Source organism: Vibrio sp. R11-SG3-ISO9 (assembly GCF_059834255.1).
The window spans coordinates 125,325-141,706 of record NZ_JCBDGU010000043.1; the positions used below are offsets into that span (position 1 = coordinate 125,325).

Consider the following 16,382-nt stretch of genomic DNA (forward strand, 5'->3'; position numbering starts at 1 on the left):
GCTTCCCTTCTAATCAATAATTGAGTTGGCCTCTCTATTGGAACTTTACCATATCCAAATCACACAGCGTGATGGCAAGCTGTTTAATGTCCGCTAATGACCTAACCTTTCGCAAATTGGCTCACTAGAATAGTCATCATGTTAATGCAATGTAAACTTTAATCATGATTAAACCTGAAATCATCCGAAAAGCACCTAGAAGTATTATTGATTCTCAGGGCAAGCCTGTTGTCGGTCAGTTCGATACAATCCCTCACGAGCTCAATATCGAGAGGTTCGATTATCGCAATGTCATGGATAATCCAGCCAGTCGTTGGCAACGCTACTTTCATTATAAGCAGTTCCAATTTGTCAGCGTGGTTGCTGCAAACTATGTCATCGGTGTTGCGATCGCCGATATTCGCTATCTGGGTTCCGCATTCTGCTATGTATACAACATCAACGAAAACAGTCTTGAAGAGCAGTCTTGGCTTCGCCCACTGTCTCTAGACAAAGCAATAACATCTTCTCCCTACCAAGGAGTCACCCAAATTGCTCGAGGCCAAATCCAATTCAGCATTAATAAAGGTAATTGGGCAGTAGAAATAAATACTAAGCATGTTCAAGCCAACCTTGAGCTCCTAGGTCAAGAAGATAGTCAGCCGCTTTCAATGGCAACACCAACTGGCTACTCGGGCTGGACCTATACCCAGAAACACAACGCGCTTTCAGTAAGTGGAAACCTGACCATTAACAACCATGAAGTGGACCTTGAGCACGCCTTAGGAGGCTACGATTTTTCAGCTGGTTATATGCGCCGGGAAACAAGTTGGCGCTGGGCAAGTATTAACACGCATCTTATTGGAGAGTCCTCAAAACTGATTCGATTCGGGTTAAATCTGGCGGCAGGCGTAAATGAGACTGGGACGTGTGAGAACACACTTTGGATAGAGGGCATAAAACATCTCCTCCCTGTCGTCCACTTTGAGTTTAACCGTGATGACATCACTCAACCTTGGCAGATTCACTCTGAAGATCGACGAATTGATCTGACTTTTACGCCTTGCAATAAACGCAGTGAAAAACTCAATTTGATTGTGCTTAAGAGCAATTTTCGTCAGTTTATCGGCCACTTTTCTGGCTCGATAACAGATAACTATGGGGTCATACACCAGCTCGAGCATGTACTTGGATTAACTGAAGATCATTTTGCGTGCTGGTAAGCGAAGTTACTACCCAATAAACCTATCTACCCAAAACTGTTACTAATACATACCGAGGCATCCGATGAACATAGAGTCACTCATCAACAACCCAGAATGGTTACTCGTGGTACTTGCACCACTTTTCATCGCTTGTATGCTCGCTGAGTATTTCATTGGTCAAAAGCAGGGACACTTACCTGAAAACTCGCGCTATACCGTTACGGAAGTCGCTTGCAATTTCACTCTGGCAGGAATGCATCAGCTCTCCGATTTGGTGACGGGACTATTGGTTGCTCACCTGTATCTTTGGCTCTTTGGTTGGCGACTCATCGAGATTGAAATGGGGTTGGTCAGCTTTCTCTGTCTAATGATATTGCAAGATTTTTGCTATTACTGGTTCCACCGAGCGAGTCACAGAACACGCTGGATGTGGGCATCGCATGTTGCCCACCATAGCTCTGAACGAATGAATTTTAGTACTGCCTTCCGTCAAAGCTTGATGTATCCAATCTCTGGCATGTGGGTCTTCTGGCTGCCATTGGTGATCATTGGATTTGAGCCTAAGTGGGTAGTATTCGTCGTACTTCTCAACCTTGGTTTACAGTTCTTCGTTCATACACAATGGATACGCACATTAGGTCTCTTAGAGTGGGTGTTCAACACGCCTTCTCACCATCGTGTTCATCATGGTCGTAATCCACAATACATTGATAAAAACTACGCAGGCGTGCTCATCATATGGGACAAACTGTTTGGCACTTTTGAACCGGAAGTGGAAACCGTTCGTTACGGCACCACTAAGCCTGTCAACAGCGATAACCCTATAACTGTCACCTTCCAAGAGTGGAAACTGATTTTTCAAGACCTCAGAAACCGTGAATATAGCTGGCGTGAAAAGCTTAAAATGATGTTCACGCCACCGTCTGATTAACCCAACAAGCTCAGAGCTGAGTTTGGAGCTTGTTTCGCCTGTGCCAATATTGAACTAGAAGACTGTTGTAGTATTTGAGATTTGGTCAACTCTGTTGTTGTTTTTGCAAAGTCTGTATCCCTTATTTGACTTTTTGATGCCTGCACATTGAGATCAATATTGTTTAGGTTGCTGATAGCGTGCCCAAGCCGGTTTTGAAAAGCTCCAAGTTCAGCTCGATGCGAATCAACATACTCTAAAGCCTGGTCGACCAAAGCAATTCCCCTTTGGGCACCACCTTGAGAAGTTACATCAATATTAGACACAGTCTCATAGCGATATTCTGGTGCGCCCATTATTTCAAGGAAATCGCCATCGAGATTAACGTTAAAGTCAGGCCCATAAAATATTTGTAGTCGTCCCTCTCCATCAACCGATGTGTTAACAATATCCTGCTGGCCATTGATTCTTGTCGCGATTTCTTCTAGGTCGCTGCCTTTCTTCAAATCAAACGTCACCTGTTCAAAACCATATTCGTCAGCTATATCAACTGTTAGTGATGCGTCTCGAGGTAAGGTCCAGTCATCAGCTTTTCCCTCAGCTGTCCGCAAAAACATGCCACCAGCAGAAAGGCTGTCAGATCGTACGTTTTGTAGGCTCAGTACAACCGCCTCTCCACTATCAGCACCAATTTGAAACGATCTATCTTGAAACGAGCCATTTAACAACTTTGAACCAGCAAATGAAGTCGTTTCCGCAATTCTATTGAGCTCATCATTAAGCGCTGTAACCTCGGCTTGAATCGAAAGCCGATCATCTTTTGAATTCGAGCCATTCGAAGCTTGTAGAGACAAATCACGCAACCTTTGGAGTACATTGGTCGTCTCATTTAAGGCGCCTTCCGCCGTCTGAGCGATAGAGATTCCATCGTTAGCGTTTCTTACTGCCACCTCAAGACCTCGATTTTGTACATTAAGTCGATTCGATATCTGCAGACCTGCTGCATCATCCTGAGCACTATTTATTTTGTAGCCTGATGACAGCTGTTCCATTGAAGTACTGACTTGGGAACTGGCATTATTTACAAACCGCTGAGCTACCATAGCCGATACATTTGAATTTACATTTATAGCCATACTGTACGCCTAGTTATATTTATAAAAACATCAATAATTTACATGAATATTATGCATTTAATAACCTATCGGCACTTTATGAGCCAACTTTAATATATCCGTTCCTTTTTCGTCCGATTTGTTGTGCTATCTGTCGCATTTAGTACAAATACAAGCCAACACGGTTCAACAAAACAAATTTCATACTCCTTGACTAGAACTAAGTGACAAACTAGCTGAGCTCCTTTGAATGATTTCATTCAAATAAAACATGGTGTTGAACATAAATCTAATCGCGAATCAAGTCGGCTAAGCTCATTGCGTTAGCGCCCTCACGGTGTTCTAATACTTGGGAAATCAGATAAAACTGGATATATCAACGTTATGCAGCACGACTCTCAGCCGACCTACTTCTTCTTCGATTATGAAACTTGGGGGACGAGCCCAGCCAAAGATCGACCAAGCCAATTTGCGGGTGTTCGCACCGACCAAGATTTCAACATCATTGGTGAGCCTCTGGTTATCTATTGCCAACCGCCAGCTGATTATCTACCTGCACCTGAAGCTGCATTAATTACGCGAATCACCCCACAGAAAGCAATGTCACAAGGCTTACCTGAGCCAGAGTTCATCGCTAAGATTCACGCAGAGTTATCTAAGCCAAACACAACCAGCCTTGGTTACAACAGTATTCGTTTCGATGATGAAGTGACACGTTACACCTGTTACCGCAACTTTATCGAACCGTATGCGTGGAGCTGGCAAAACGGTAACTCACGTTGGGATCTGTTGGATGTGATGCGCGCGGTGCATGCATTGCGCCCAGATGGCATTGTTTGGCCAGAAAATGAAGAAGGTTTCCCAAGCTTTAAGCTAGAACATTTGTCTGTTGCTAACGGCATTGAACACGAAAATGCGCACGACGCGATGGCTGACGTTATTGCAACCATTGAAATGGCGAAGAAAGTTAAAGCTGCTCAACCGAAAATGTTCGACTACTTGTACAACATGCGTCATAAACGCAAACTGAATGAACTTGTCGACATTGTTAACATGACACCACTCATGCACGTCTCTGGCATGCTAGGTAAAGAGTGTAACTACACCAGTTGGATTGTGCCGATGGCTTGGCACCCTACCAACCAAAACGCGGTTATCGTTGTAGACCTAGCGAAAGATCCAACGCCATTGCTTGAATTAGACACTGATGCATTGCGTGAGAGGCTCTACACCAAACACAGCGAATTAGGTCCAGACGAACTGCCTATACCGATTAAACTCGTGCAACTGAACAAATGTCCTATTCTTGCACCAGCGAAAACACTAACGGCTGAAAATGCTGAAACCATTGGCATTGATCGCCAGCAGTGCCTGGCAAACTTAGCGATTCTTCGTGAACACCCAGAGATTCGCGAAAAGCTGATTGGTCTTTATTCTGTTGAACGCGAGTATGAGAAAGACGACGATGTTGATACTCAGCTTTACGATGGTTTCTTTTCTCCATCAGATAAAGCCGCGATGGATATTATTCGTCAAACTGAACCAAACAACCTCGCTGCACTCGACATCAGCTTTGCCGACGAACGTATAGAGCCCCTTCTGTTCCGTTACAAAGCACGTCACTACCCTTGGACGTTAGATGAATCAGAACAGCAAAAATGGGCGAATCACTGCCGTGAGTTTTACGAAAGTCGACTTGAAGAATACATGCTCAACCTTGAAAATCTTGCTCATGAGCATGAAAACGATGAAAAGAAGATGGCAATACTCAAAGCGGTATACCAGTACGTAGAGAAACTCGCGAGCTAAACCCGTCTTTTATAGCTCTAAAGCTTTATATGTACTAATTCAGACTTAAATAACGGTTACTCGTTAACCGTTATACATTAACTCAGAAAGAGACTCCTTTTGAAAGAAAGATTGATCCAACTTGTGTATCTAATGATCTCTTTTACATTGATCATCGGTTCACTGACAGCAGGCAACGCCATTCAAAGCCTTCTCGATACTGCGATTCCTGGAAGTATCTTTGGCATGCTACTGCTTTTCTTCGCAATGGTGATCGGAATTGTCCCTCCCCACTGGGTTCAACCTGGTGCGAGCCTAATCATCCGTTTCATGATCTTATTATTTGTACCGATCAGTGTTGGTCTCATGGAGCACTTCGACATGCTAGTTGCCAACGCCCTTCCCATCTTAGCTAGCGCGGTTGGTGGCACACTGATCGTCCTTATTTCTCTATCTTGGTTCTTAGACCGAGTGATTGCGAAGGGGAAATAGTATGTGGATTCTTCTGACTATTGTCGTATTTCTCTTTGCTCGTTGGGTAAGTCAAAAAGTAAGCTCGCCATTATGTAATCCTCTATTGATCAGCTTAGCGATCATTATTCCGGTGCTCACCTACTGGCGAATCCCATTCGAGGAGTACTATGCAGACAACACTTGGATTACCTTTATGCTGCAACCTGCCGTTGTAGCGCTCGCCTATCCTCTGTATGAGCAGCTACCGCAGATAAGAGCCAATTGGCGCATCATCACCTTTGCTTGCGTCTTAGGCAGTGTAATGTCAATGCTGACCGCTGCATTGATTGCCGCTGCGTTTCATGCAGACCTTGGCTTAATTGCAAGCTTACTAGGCAAATCGGTGACCACCCCAATCGCAATGGAAGTCTCTAGCCATCTCGGTGGTGAAGCTGCCATAGCGGCAATTTTGGTGCTTTTGGTTGGGCTATTTGGTGCAATTTTCGCTTATCCCATCTACAACCTAATCGGCATTAAAAGTCCAATAGCACGCGGACTTACCATGGGAACGGTCTCTCACGCATTAGGAACAGCAACTAGCGCAGAGAAAGATCCACGAGATGCTGCATTTAGCTCTCTAGCATTAGTGTTATGTGGCGTTATTACCTCGATATTGGCACCTTCTGTGTTCTCGCTGGTGTTATGGATATACTCATAATTGCAAAAATTTAACCCGAAGTAGCTGACAATCTATCTATGTCGTTGCTATTTCCCGAACAAAATCAGAGCGCTTTTCCAATAAATCTTTGGGAAATGCGCTCTTTTTTTCCACTAAACTATTTATTCATGCAATGTGATGCACCCGTCAATTTGTGACATCAATTACACTTTGCTGGCTGCAAACGATTTCATTTGTGACCTCACTCTAATTGTGCAACACAATGTAACAACCAACATACAATAGTGACACCGATCACAGAAAGTTTCTGAGTATTGCATAAACTTAAAGCCTAAGGTCAATTAAGGATTCAACATGAACAGTCGTATTACCCTGGCGCTGGAAAGTGCTCCAGCTTCATTGAAAGCACTTTTAAGTGACATCGTATTAGCAGACAACTTTGACGCCACAATCTCTAAAGAGCAGTTTCAAAGCTTGCTGGATGCAAGCGGTCTTTCTGATAAAGAAGTTCGTCTAGCTTTACTGCCAATCGCAGCTGCGTTCTCTTACGCACCGCTTTCTGATTTCTACGTTGGTGCAATAGTGCGCGGCCTATCTGGCCACATCTACTTTGGTGCGAACATGGAGATTGCCGGAGCACAGCTTGGACAAACGGTACACGCAGAACAAGCAGCAATCAGCCATGCTTGGATGAAAGGCGAAAAAGGACTTTCTGACATCACAATCAACTACAGCCCTTGTGGTCACTGTCGTCAATTTATGAACGAGCTGACTACGGCTAACGAGCTGAAAATTCAGCTACCAGAACGTGAAGAGCGTTCACTACAAGATTACCTTCCAGACTCTTTCGGCCCTTCTGATTTAGGTATCACCGAAGGCCTAATGACAGAGCTTGACCATAAATACACAACTGAAGAAACGACACCTATTGTTGTTAAAGCTCTAGAGGCGATGAACCGCAGTCATGCGCCTTACACCAAAAACCTAAGTGGTGTTTCGCTTCAACTAACGTCTGGTGAAATCTTCTCTGGTGCCTACGCTGAAAACGCGGCATTTAACCCGAGCTTGCCTCCACTTCAAGTAGCGATGATTCAAGTGATGCTGGCAGGTATTAGTTTCGATCAAATTGAGAGCGCTGCTCTAGTTGAAAACGCACAGGGCAACATTAGCCACTTGGCGGATACGCAATCAACACTGGAAGCAATTAACCCTGATATCCCAGTCACTTACTTAGCAATCTAACTGCATTAAGTTAACATGCGATTTACATAAGCAGCCCTCTTTTAGTCGGCTGCTTTTTTTATGCTTAAAATTCACTAAAACCACCACGCAAACGTTTGCTTTTGAGGTTGGAATGAGTATGATCTCCCCGTTCTCAATTACTCGTTCAACATGTTCGGAAGGAATAACTATGTTTGGTACCGCCACTCGTGACAATGCTACTCGTGTACTTCTATTAGGCTCAGGAGAGCTAGGTAAAGAGGTTGCTATTGAATGTCAACGTTTAGGTTTAGAAGTGATCGCTTGTGATCGCTACCCAGATGCACCTGCAATGCAAGTTGCTCACCGCAGCCATGTGTTAGATATGCTCGATGGCGATGCGCTAGAAGCGATCATTGAACTCGAAAAACCCGATTACGTAGTACCTGAAATTGAAGCCATCGCGACCAGCAAACTGGTTGAGTTAGAAGAAAAAGGCCTAAACGTCGTTCCTACTGCAAACGCAACCAAGCTAACAATGAATCGTGAAGGGATTCGTCGCCTTGCTGCAGAAGAGTTAGAACTGATGACTTCACCATATCGTTTTGCCGATACGTTTGAAGATTTCTCAGCCGCCGTTGAATTTGTCGGCATCCCTTGTGTCGTTAAACCAGTAATGAGTTCATCTGGTAAAGGCCAAAGCGTTATTAAGAGCGAAGACGACATTCAGAAAGCATGGGACTACGCTCAAGAAGGCGGCCGCACTGGGGCTGGACGAGTAATCGTAGAAGGCTTTATCGATTTTGATTATGAAATCACTCTGCTTACTGTGCGTGCGGTTGACGGTGTTCACTTCTGTGCGCCAATCGGCCATCGCCAAGAAGACGGTGACTACCGTGAGTCATGGCAGCCACAGGTGATGTCAGACAACGCACTCAAGGCTGCCCAATACACAGCAGGTAAAGTGGTTGATGCTCTAGGCGGCTACGGCATCTTTGGTGTGGAGCTGTTCGTAAAAGGCGACCACGTGATCTTCAATGAAGTATCACCTCGCCCGCACGACACGGGTTTAGTTACACTCCTCTCTCAAGACTCTTCTGAGTTCGCTCTGCACGTTCGCGCATTCACTGGTATGCCAATCAAGAACATCACTCAATACGGCCCATGTGCTTCTGCTGTGGTACTTGGTCAGGGCACATCAACGAATATCCGTTTCGAAGGTCTAGAGAACGCACTAAATGCGCCTCAAACTCAGGTTCGCTTGTTTGGTAAACCAGACATCAATGGCCGACGCCGCTTAGGTGTAGCTCTAACACGCCGCGATAGTATTGAATCAGCTATTGAAGACGCAGTAGAAAGTGCTGCTAAGATTAAAGTGATCTACTAATCTAAATCACTGCAGTACAAGTTGTCAGAAAAAAGACGGGACTCAGTGCCCGTCTTTTTGTTGTGATATGTAGTTAGTATCTCTTAAAGCTGACATTCAATCAGATAAACTTCTTCTGAGAAACGTGATAGACCTTTCTTGGCGATCTTAGGATGATCATCACCAGCAATATCTTGATTGAGTTGTGTAATCTTGTATCCAGAGAATAGCTGTTCTACTTCATCTCTTGGTACACTGAACGGAGGCCCACTCATCTCTTCTTGGTTGTAATCCAGAGTCACTAACAAGATCTTGCCACCAGGTTTTAACAGCTGCTTCAACCTCTCCACATACTGCACTCGCATCTCTTTAGGCAATGCCACTAAAGAAGCACGATCATAAACCGTATCAACCGCTTGAATCGGCGCCGTGAAGTAATCACCAGTGTAGATGCTCAGTTCATCAAACTGGTACAGCTCATGTTGACCATTAATCTGTGTCACCATTGGCGTATAAAAATGTTCCGAGAAAAATGCGCGGACAGCGATTTGGCTTAGCTCAACACCCTGAACGTCTTGATGCTTAGACGCCAACCAAACGAGGTCTTCGCTCTTACCACACAGTGGAACAAAAACGCTCTTGTCATGGCTAGGTTCAGTGTGCTTCCAAAATTCAATGAGCAGTGGATTCACATCTTCTAGGTGGAAACCAATTTGGTTTGCGGCCCATTTATTGTGCCAAAATTCAGGATTATTCATCTTTCGTTCATCTTGTTCATTTAATAATGCAAGGGTACAGGATAGACAGGTAAGAGCAACCTTGGCAGGGGTCAAAGTTCTTGAAAATGTGGAACTAACGCTTCTTTAATTTGTCTATATGTTCACATACTAAAACAAGAGAAAACGTTAAGGTTGGTTTCTGTTCAAACGGCCCCATATAGTATGTAGAGACACCATAGTTTGAACAACAATTTGCTCTTAGCGTTACTGGTTACCCCTTTTAGTTTCACCGTTTTGTAACCTCGTATATTGGAGTTTGAATGAGTGTATTTCTCCGTACCACGGCACTAATGCTTCTTGTATTGAGCCGCGCGCCTGCATTCGCAGCAACTGTATCAACTAACTCAGCAGAACCTACTCGCACACCAGCACAAAACCAAGTGTCATCGAAAGTATTCCGTCACAGCCTAAGCGGCCTGTACGGTATCAAAGCGTTTGACTCAAATCCAACTCAACCTTATACCGACTTCGACGTTCTTTACAGCAAATCACACCAAGCTCAAGCAGAGCTAGAAACCATCTGTAAAAGTACTGCCCTACTTACCAACTCTGAAGCACTATTCGCAGGCGTAAAATCACAAGCTCGTGCAGAAGAAAAGATTGCATTGGAACTGAACGGCGACGTTACCCGCATCACCGACCTTGCGCGCGCAACCATCATCGCTAACGATGTAGAGAGCCTAGTAGAAGTGTACGAAGCAGTAAGCCGCGAAGCGGATGTCGTTAAAGTAAAAAACAAGTTTAAGTCTCCAGCTGACTCAGGTTACCGTGACCTTAACTTGCTAGTTCGCCTGCCAAAAACGAATATCATCGCTGAAGTTCAGCTTCACCTTAAAGCAATTGCTGATGTGAAAAGTGGTCCAGAGCATGAACTGTATGAAATCATTCAGGGTATTGAGCGTAACGCACTGGCGCAAAACCGCCCTATCAATGACATTGAAGCAGCACAAATCAACAACCTAAGAAGCCAATCTCTAGAGCTATATCAGCAAGCTTGGCAGCCATATATCACCACTCACATTAAAGCAGCCTAGTCATTTCACACTCACTAATGAAAGGTTGTTAACTCAAACAAATAGGCGGTCATCACGACCGCCTTTTTAGTGCTTCCAAGTATCTAATCTAGCCTTATCTATTCCCCTACTAGTCTTTGTGATTAGCGCGAGAAAAATACGTGCAGTTGATCGCTTTTCTATACTTTCTTCCTTTGTCTTTTTCTGCTTCTATAGAGCATCAACCCGATGACATATAAAAGGAATTAGGTCACATGAAGGTTATGCCATCTGTCATTTTGCTTGCTTCTGCTTTACCTCTCACAAGCTACGCCAATGAATGCGGTGAATTTACCATCGCAGATATGAACTGGAACTCAGCCAGTCTAATTGCTCATATAGACCAATTTATTCTCAACGAGGGGTATGCGTGTGACGCTCAGCTAATACCCGGGGATAGCGTCCCTACAGGCACCTCTATGATCGAGAAAGGCCAACCTGATGTTGCTCCAGAACTCTGGACGAACGGCATCAAAGAAGCGTTAGACAAAGGTGTTGCTGAGAAGCGACTACGCTACGCTGGTAAATCTTTAACTAATGGTGGTGAAGAAGGCTTTTGGGTACCGAGTTACCTTGTTGAGCAATACCCCGAGCTAACAACCATAGAAGGAGTTATCAAAAACGCTAAACTGTTTGAGCATCCAGAAGATGATGAAAAGTTTGCTTTCTATGGCTGCCCTGCTGGGTGGACTTGCCAAATTACTTCAGGACACCTTTTTAATGCACTGAAGCTCGAAGATCATAACTTTGAAATGATTGATCCAGGCTCAGGTGCAGCGCTCGCAGGTACAATTGCCAAAGCGTACGAACGTAACAAAGCATGGTTTGGATACTACTGGTCGCCAACGCCGGTACTCGGTAAATATGAAATGGTGAAAGTTGATTTTGGAAGTGGGACGGATATAGAAGAATTTCGTAACTGTACAACTCAACCAGATTGCGAATCTCCGAAAGTAACCATGTTCCCTGCAGCGCCAGTTCACACCGTTACAACCGAGAGTTTTGCAACCAGCCAACCAATCGCATACCAGTACTTTCAGAAACGTGGGTTTACCAATGAGAAGATGAGTGAGCTTTTGGCTTGGATGGAAGATAATCAGGCAGACGCAGAAGAAGCAATGTATCACTTCTTGGAGACATCACCTGACGTATGGCACAACTGGGTACCACAAGACGTGGCAGAGAAAGTACAACAAGCGCTGTAAAAAGCGCTTTTATAACATTTGTTAAGATAATTTACTTAACAAGACTCATTCGCGTTACAGATACCAGAAAGAAAAAGACCACGCTGTGCGTGGTCTATTGCTTGGCTACTTCTCGATTTTAATATTTTCTACGCGGGCTTTTAGTTTTTGACCCGGTCTGAAAGTAACAACACGTCGAGCAGAGATTGGAATGTCTTCACCAGTTTTAGGGTTACGACCCGGACGCTCGTTTTTCTCGCGAAGATCAAAATTACCAAAACCTGACAGTTTTACCTGTTCGCCATTTTCTAGTGCTTTACGAACCTCTTCGAAAAACACTTCAACCGTTTCCTTGGCATCCCGTTTGCTGTATCCGAGTGTCTCAAACAGGTTCTCAGCCAAATCGGCCTTCGTGAGTGCCATAAAACTTTCCTCAAAGCTATGTTAAACCTTGCTACTATCGTCAGTAGCGCCGAAGCATTTACCCTATTCAATCAATGAGATAAGGCTGTTTACAAGGAAAGTGTATGCCAAGCTTCTGATTTTCGCCAACTTTTTTATCTCAACTCTTTAATTATTTATGCAAATCAAGAACATAACACTCTTAATTAAGTGGATATTAAACTGGAAAACATCTAACTAGCGAACAGCAATTAGAAGTAAAAACCAAATAAAATCAGATATTAAGAATATATAACTTAATTGATACTTTTATACAAAATCGAGACTTTACGCTTACCTCTAATAAAATCAGCCACTTGGTTTAACATTAATCTCAACAGAGATTATATTTCGAACACAGAATTTCATGCCATTTATGACTCAACAGGATTTAATTCGAATACTCCCATCGTAAAATAGACCTGCACATCACAAGATCCTCTAACTTTACAAACGAAATAATCTCTATCCTAGCCGCAATTTTGGTTTGCTTGCACTTAAACACGCCTACAACGAAATAGTAAATGTACTTCCCTCTCCTACTTTGGAATCGACAGTCAATGTACCATCTAGGTTTTCCACCATAGCCATTGCGAGGGAGAGGCCTAGCCCATACCCTTGCACATTACTTCTGCTGCTATCGACTCGGTACAGACGTTCAAAGATCAAGGCTTGAAACTTAGGCTCAATGCCGATGCCAGTATCTTGAACAGAGATACTCACTGATTCATTGCCCTCTTGTTCAGCACTCAATGTAACACTGCCTTGCTCGGTATATTTAATCGCATTATCAAGCAGGTTAACCAATACTTGCGTTAACTTGTCTGGGTCGGATTGAAGTCTCAGTTCACTTGCCACATCGACGATCAACTCAATCTGCTTGTCTTCGGCGACATCTTCATACCAACTCGCAACATCGCGGATAACCTCAGATACGTTCGTCTCAATTTTCTGCGGTATACGTTTTCCAGTTAGTTCATCATTGAGCTTCATTAAAGCGGTAAGCATGTTGCTCGCTTGCGTTGCATGTTCTGCACAGTCGGCTAACGCTTCTTTCATTGAATGCGGATCGCCATCGTTAATTAAGGCGGTTTGGGAAGCTAAAGTGATGCGCGAAAGAGGCGTACGAATATCGTGAGCAATAGCATCAACCGTTGTGTTTAAGGTCGTCGTAACGTGGTGAAGTCTCACTACCGAACTTCGGACACTTGAACTGATCACCTCTAACCCTTGTGGCGACTCTGTGTGCGGCTCTTTGATCTCCAACTGTCCTTTCTGGAGCTGGTCCAACAGATCACCAAAAGTGACAAGCGGAGACATAGCACTTTGTATAATTTTACGGGTAAAGACGGCCGTTACTACCAACAAAGCCATAAGAGCATAGAGTGTCATTAACCATTGATTGAACGCTATGTGGTCTCTTGCACGATTATCCAGTACCAGCCAAAAGTCGTAACCCTCACCTTCCATTTTCAGCGACATGTAGGGGTTAAAAACAAAGTTATCAAGCCACGTTCTTTGGTTCTCAATCTGATACTGTAGAAGCGAGCCGGCCAAGTCGACGCCATTAGAGTTCGACAACCTATTAGCGATATTCATGTCCCCAGCCACAAGTACTACTTCATTTGGCTTGTGATTATTCACGGCATAGGCCGCAATATTATTCTCTATAAGACGATGCGGGTTCGCCTCCAACACATGAATCAGTCGCTCTGGCGAGTCGTAGGTCAAAATTCGTTGATACTCAGACGACATTGAGGTCATTATCTTCTTTTCAGTTTGATATAGATCGAAGAAGAATATTGCCCCAACAATCAACTCCACCAGCAACAAGCAGAACAACAGCGTTGCCATAAGGCGCAGTAGCAGATGATTTTTAGCTTTCGCCAGAGCTTGTTCGATATTACGACTTGAGGACATAACCGACGCCTCTCAATGTATGAATCAACGGTGTTGAAAACCCTTTATCCACTTTGCTTCGCAAGCGACACACAAGAACATCAACAACGTTAGTTTGCGGGTCGAATTGATGTCCCCATACGTGTTCTAAGATAGCGGTTTTAGACATCACCGCTTCTGGGTTCTCAAGAAGTAGCTTCATCAGCATAAACTCACGCTGATTGATAGTAATCGTCTGTTGATCACGACATAAGGTGTGTTTGATGAGATCAAGACTAAGAGGACCATACTCGAGCGATAAAGCCTGAGTGGCTGGTTGCTTTCCACGACGAGTCAGCGTTTGACAACGAGCTAAGAGCTCAGGGAAAGCAAATGGCTTTACTAAGTAGTCATCAGCTCCAGATTGTAACCCCTGAACACGCTCTTCCACCGAATGCTTTGCACTTAGAATAATTACCGGCGTTGCGTAGCCTTGTCCTCTCAGCTCTGCCAATACCTCAAAGCCATCTTTCTTCGGCAACATAATATCGAGAATAATGACATCGAATTCTTCAGTCATCGCTTCATGCAGACCGTCAATGCCGTCTGTTGCGTGCGTTACGCTAATCCCTTGTTGCTGAAAGCCATTCACCAAAAATTTGGCAATATGAAGATCATCTTCAATCAATAGTATTTTCATTAACGTCCATTTACCCGTAAGCCTTGTTCTCAATACACTCTATCAACATCCTTTCTCGAATATAACCAAGATTACAACTTTGTAATGTTTCGGAAAGGCTGCGGCAATTATGACTTCGTTAGTATGACCTTGTTGAATCAAAACACCTTGTTGGTGAAACACAGGTCACTGAAACAAAACCAATCAAAAATATGTCTTAACGGAGTAAACATGAAAACAATGACACGTACTTTTATCGCAACAGCTTTCGCTTCATTTGGCTTCTCTAACTTTGCATTGGCCGCGGAAACTCAAACCGTATCGGTTACACAAATCTCTTCCAAAGCCGCATTTCAGTTAGCTCAAGAAGCGGTAAATCAATGTGAGACAGATGGTTACAAGGTTTCAGCTACCGTTGTTGATCTATCTGGAAACGTCATAGCTCAGTTACGCTCTGACGGCGCGGGTATCCACACATTAGACAGCTCTCGTAAAAAAGCCTTCACCGTTGCAAGCATGAAGCAGCCGTCAGGGAACTTAATGAAACTCATCGCTGACAAACCTATCATGCAGCCTCTACAAAACATGGATGACAATCTACTGTTCTTGGCGGGTGGCGTTCCAGTACAACTGAATAACACTATGATTGGTGCCATTGGTGTTGGCGGCGCACCAGGTGGACATTTAGATGTGGCTTGTGCTGACAAAGCGATCAAGAAGTTCTTCTAACCACTGCTTGCCCGTATCTCTACATACACAAATAAACGAATAATCAAAAAGCGCTCCAATGTGAGCGCTTTTCTGGTATTCAGACGAGTAATCTCAATCAAATCATGCCGTCGTTGTGTACAACTTTTGCGACTGCTTCTTAGTAATCAAGATACGTCTGACAAGTGCAATAACAAACACGAGGCTTTGAATCAGAACGATTGTTGGGGCTGGTGCACTATCAATATGGAAACTCAAATACGCGCCCAACACCATCGTTGTGAGGTTCACCACACACGCAATCCACAGCATGGTTGAAAAACGCTTCACTAACAGAAATGCTATTGCGCCGGGTGCGATAAGCAAACTAATTGCCAGGATAAGACCGATTGCGCTCAGCGTGGCTACAATGGTCAGCGAGAGAAACGTCAGCAAGGTGTAATGCAACACGGTTACATTCAGTCCACTAACTTTTGCTTGAACCTCGTCAAAAGAGTGCAACAGAAAATCTTTCCAGAACAATACGATACCAAAAACAACCACCGATGAGATGATCGCTACAGTACTTAGCTCTTGCGTATCTACACCAAGCATATTGCCAAATAGGATGTGATCTAAGTGTGCGTGAGTATCTAACGCTACATAAAGCACAATTCCTAATGCGAACATGCCAGAGAATACAACACCCATCACCGTATCTTGTTTCACTCGGGAGTTTTCTGCCAAGAAACCAGTCAAGAAACTACATAACATTCCAGCCAAAAATGCACCTAGCAATAACGGTAAACCCGTAACATACGCCAGAACAATGCCCGGTAGTACAGCGTGACTCACAGCATCCCCCATAAGCGCCCACCCTTTCATAACCAGAAAGCAAGACAATAACGCAGTAGGCAAAGCAACAATCAAGCAAATCAGAAAAGCGTTTTGCATGAAGGGAAATTGGAATGGCAACAACAAATCCAT

General features: G+C 44.0%; 16 protein-coding genes. 10 read left to right on the top strand and 6 right to left on the bottom strand.

The genetic code is table 11. The features are described from left to right. Positions 1-164 precede the first annotated feature (164 nt). Together AC6R05_RS14170 and AC6R05_RS14175 are read left to right on the top strand one after the other, a co-directional pair. The gene (locus AC6R05_RS14170; protein WP_500647758.1) at positions 165-1,202 is read left to right on the top strand and encodes a DUF2804 domain-containing protein; all 1,038 of its coding nucleotides are present in this window, start codon (positions 165-167) and stop codon (positions 1,200-1,202) included. Positions 1,203-1,266: 64 nt separating this feature from the next. Continuing rightward, entirely contained in the window at positions 1,267-2,115 is an 849-nt protein-coding gene (locus tag AC6R05_RS14175; RefSeq protein WP_500647759.1) for a sterol desaturase family protein, read from the top strand. Here AC6R05_RS14175 and AC6R05_RS14180 read toward each other — a convergent pair. Continuing rightward, positions 2,112-3,230, bottom strand: a complete 1,119-nt coding sequence (locus AC6R05_RS14180) for a flagellin (protein ID WP_500647760.1) — start codon at positions 3,228-3,230, stop codon at positions 2,112-2,114. The genes AC6R05_RS14175 and AC6R05_RS14180 overlap by 4 nt on opposite strands. Before the next feature lie 363 nt (positions 3,231-3,593). Between AC6R05_RS14180 and sbcB the strand changes: the two genes are divergently transcribed. From sbcB to purT, 5 genes are all read left to right on the top strand, one after another. Further along, positions 3,594-5,018, top strand: coding sequence for an exodeoxyribonuclease I (sbcB, locus tag AC6R05_RS14185; protein WP_500647761.1), 1,425 nt, complete (start codon positions 3,594-3,596; stop codon positions 5,016-5,018). A gap of 99 nt (positions 5,019-5,117) precedes the next feature. Continuing rightward, positions 5,118-5,489 carry a CidA/LrgA family protein gene (locus AC6R05_RS14190; RefSeq protein ID WP_500647762.1) on the top strand — a complete coding sequence of 124 codons (372 nt, stop codon included), beginning with the start codon at positions 5,118-5,120 and terminating at the stop codon, positions 5,487-5,489. A 1-nt stretch (position 5,490) separates the two neighbouring features. Continuing rightward, positions 5,491-6,168 carry a CidB/LrgB family autolysis modulator gene (locus tag AC6R05_RS14195; protein WP_500647763.1) on the top strand — a complete coding sequence of 226 codons (678 nt, stop codon included), beginning with the start codon at positions 5,491-5,493 and terminating at the stop codon, positions 6,166-6,168. 315 nt (positions 6,169-6,483) lie between these two features. Further along, positions 6,484-7,371, top strand: coding sequence for a cytidine deaminase (gene cdd, locus AC6R05_RS14200; protein WP_500647764.1), 888 nt, complete (start codon positions 6,484-6,486; stop codon positions 7,369-7,371). A gap of 169 nt (positions 7,372-7,540) precedes the next feature. Then, positions 7,541-8,716 carry a formate-dependent phosphoribosylglycinamide formyltransferase gene (purT, locus tag AC6R05_RS14205; RefSeq protein ID WP_285467123.1) on the top strand — a complete coding sequence of 392 codons (1,176 nt, stop codon included), beginning with the start codon at positions 7,541-7,543 and terminating at the stop codon, positions 8,714-8,716. Positions 8,717-8,799: 83 nt separating this feature from the next. On the opposite strand, the gene AC6R05_RS14210 is transcribed toward purT, so the two are convergent. Next, positions 8,800-9,453 carry a thiopurine S-methyltransferase gene (locus AC6R05_RS14210; RefSeq protein ID WP_500647765.1) on the bottom strand — a complete coding sequence of 218 codons (654 nt, stop codon included), beginning with the start codon at positions 9,451-9,453 and terminating at the stop codon, positions 8,800-8,802. Between the two features lie 281 nt (positions 9,454-9,734). On the opposite strand from AC6R05_RS14210, the gene AC6R05_RS14215 reads away from it, so the two are divergent. After that, entirely contained in the window at positions 9,735-10,508 is a 774-nt protein-coding gene (locus AC6R05_RS14215; RefSeq protein WP_032548842.1) for a RelA/SpoT domain-containing protein, read from the top strand. Positions 10,509-10,741: 233 nt separating this feature from the next. Further along, positions 10,742-11,731, top strand: coding sequence for an ABC transporter substrate-binding protein (locus tag AC6R05_RS14220; protein ID WP_500647766.1), 990 nt, complete (start codon positions 10,742-10,744; stop codon positions 11,729-11,731). A gap of 105 nt (positions 11,732-11,836) precedes the next feature. On the opposite strand, the gene ihfA is transcribed toward AC6R05_RS14220, so the two are convergent. From ihfA to AC6R05_RS14235, 3 genes are all read right to left on the bottom strand, one after another. Next, entirely contained in the window at positions 11,837-12,133 is a 297-nt protein-coding gene (ihfA, locus tag AC6R05_RS14225; RefSeq protein WP_004734853.1) for an integration host factor subunit alpha, read from the bottom strand. A 525-nt stretch (positions 12,134-12,658) separates the two neighbouring features. Further along, positions 12,659-14,071, bottom strand: coding sequence for a sensor histidine kinase (locus AC6R05_RS14230; RefSeq protein WP_500647767.1), 1,413 nt, complete (start codon positions 14,069-14,071; stop codon positions 12,659-12,661). Continuing rightward, on the bottom strand, positions 14,055-14,729 hold the full coding sequence (locus tag AC6R05_RS14235) for a response regulator transcription factor (RefSeq protein WP_152468834.1): 675 nt from the start codon (positions 14,727-14,729) through the stop codon (positions 14,055-14,057). The genes AC6R05_RS14230 and AC6R05_RS14235 overlap by 17 nt, the downstream gene beginning before the upstream one ends. Positions 14,730-14,939: 210 nt before the next feature. Between AC6R05_RS14235 and AC6R05_RS14240 the strand changes: the two genes are divergently transcribed. Further along, on the top strand, positions 14,940-15,437 hold the full coding sequence (locus tag AC6R05_RS14240; RefSeq protein ID WP_500647768.1) for a GlcG/HbpS family heme-binding protein: 498 nt from the start codon (positions 14,940-14,942) through the stop codon (positions 15,435-15,437). A gap of 102 nt (positions 15,438-15,539) precedes the next feature. Here AC6R05_RS14240 and AC6R05_RS14245 read toward each other — a convergent pair whose 3' ends face one another. Next, positions 15,540-16,382 carry a metal ABC transporter permease gene (locus AC6R05_RS14245; RefSeq protein WP_500647769.1) on the bottom strand — a complete coding sequence of 281 codons (843 nt, stop codon included), beginning with the start codon at positions 16,380-16,382 and terminating at the stop codon, positions 15,540-15,542.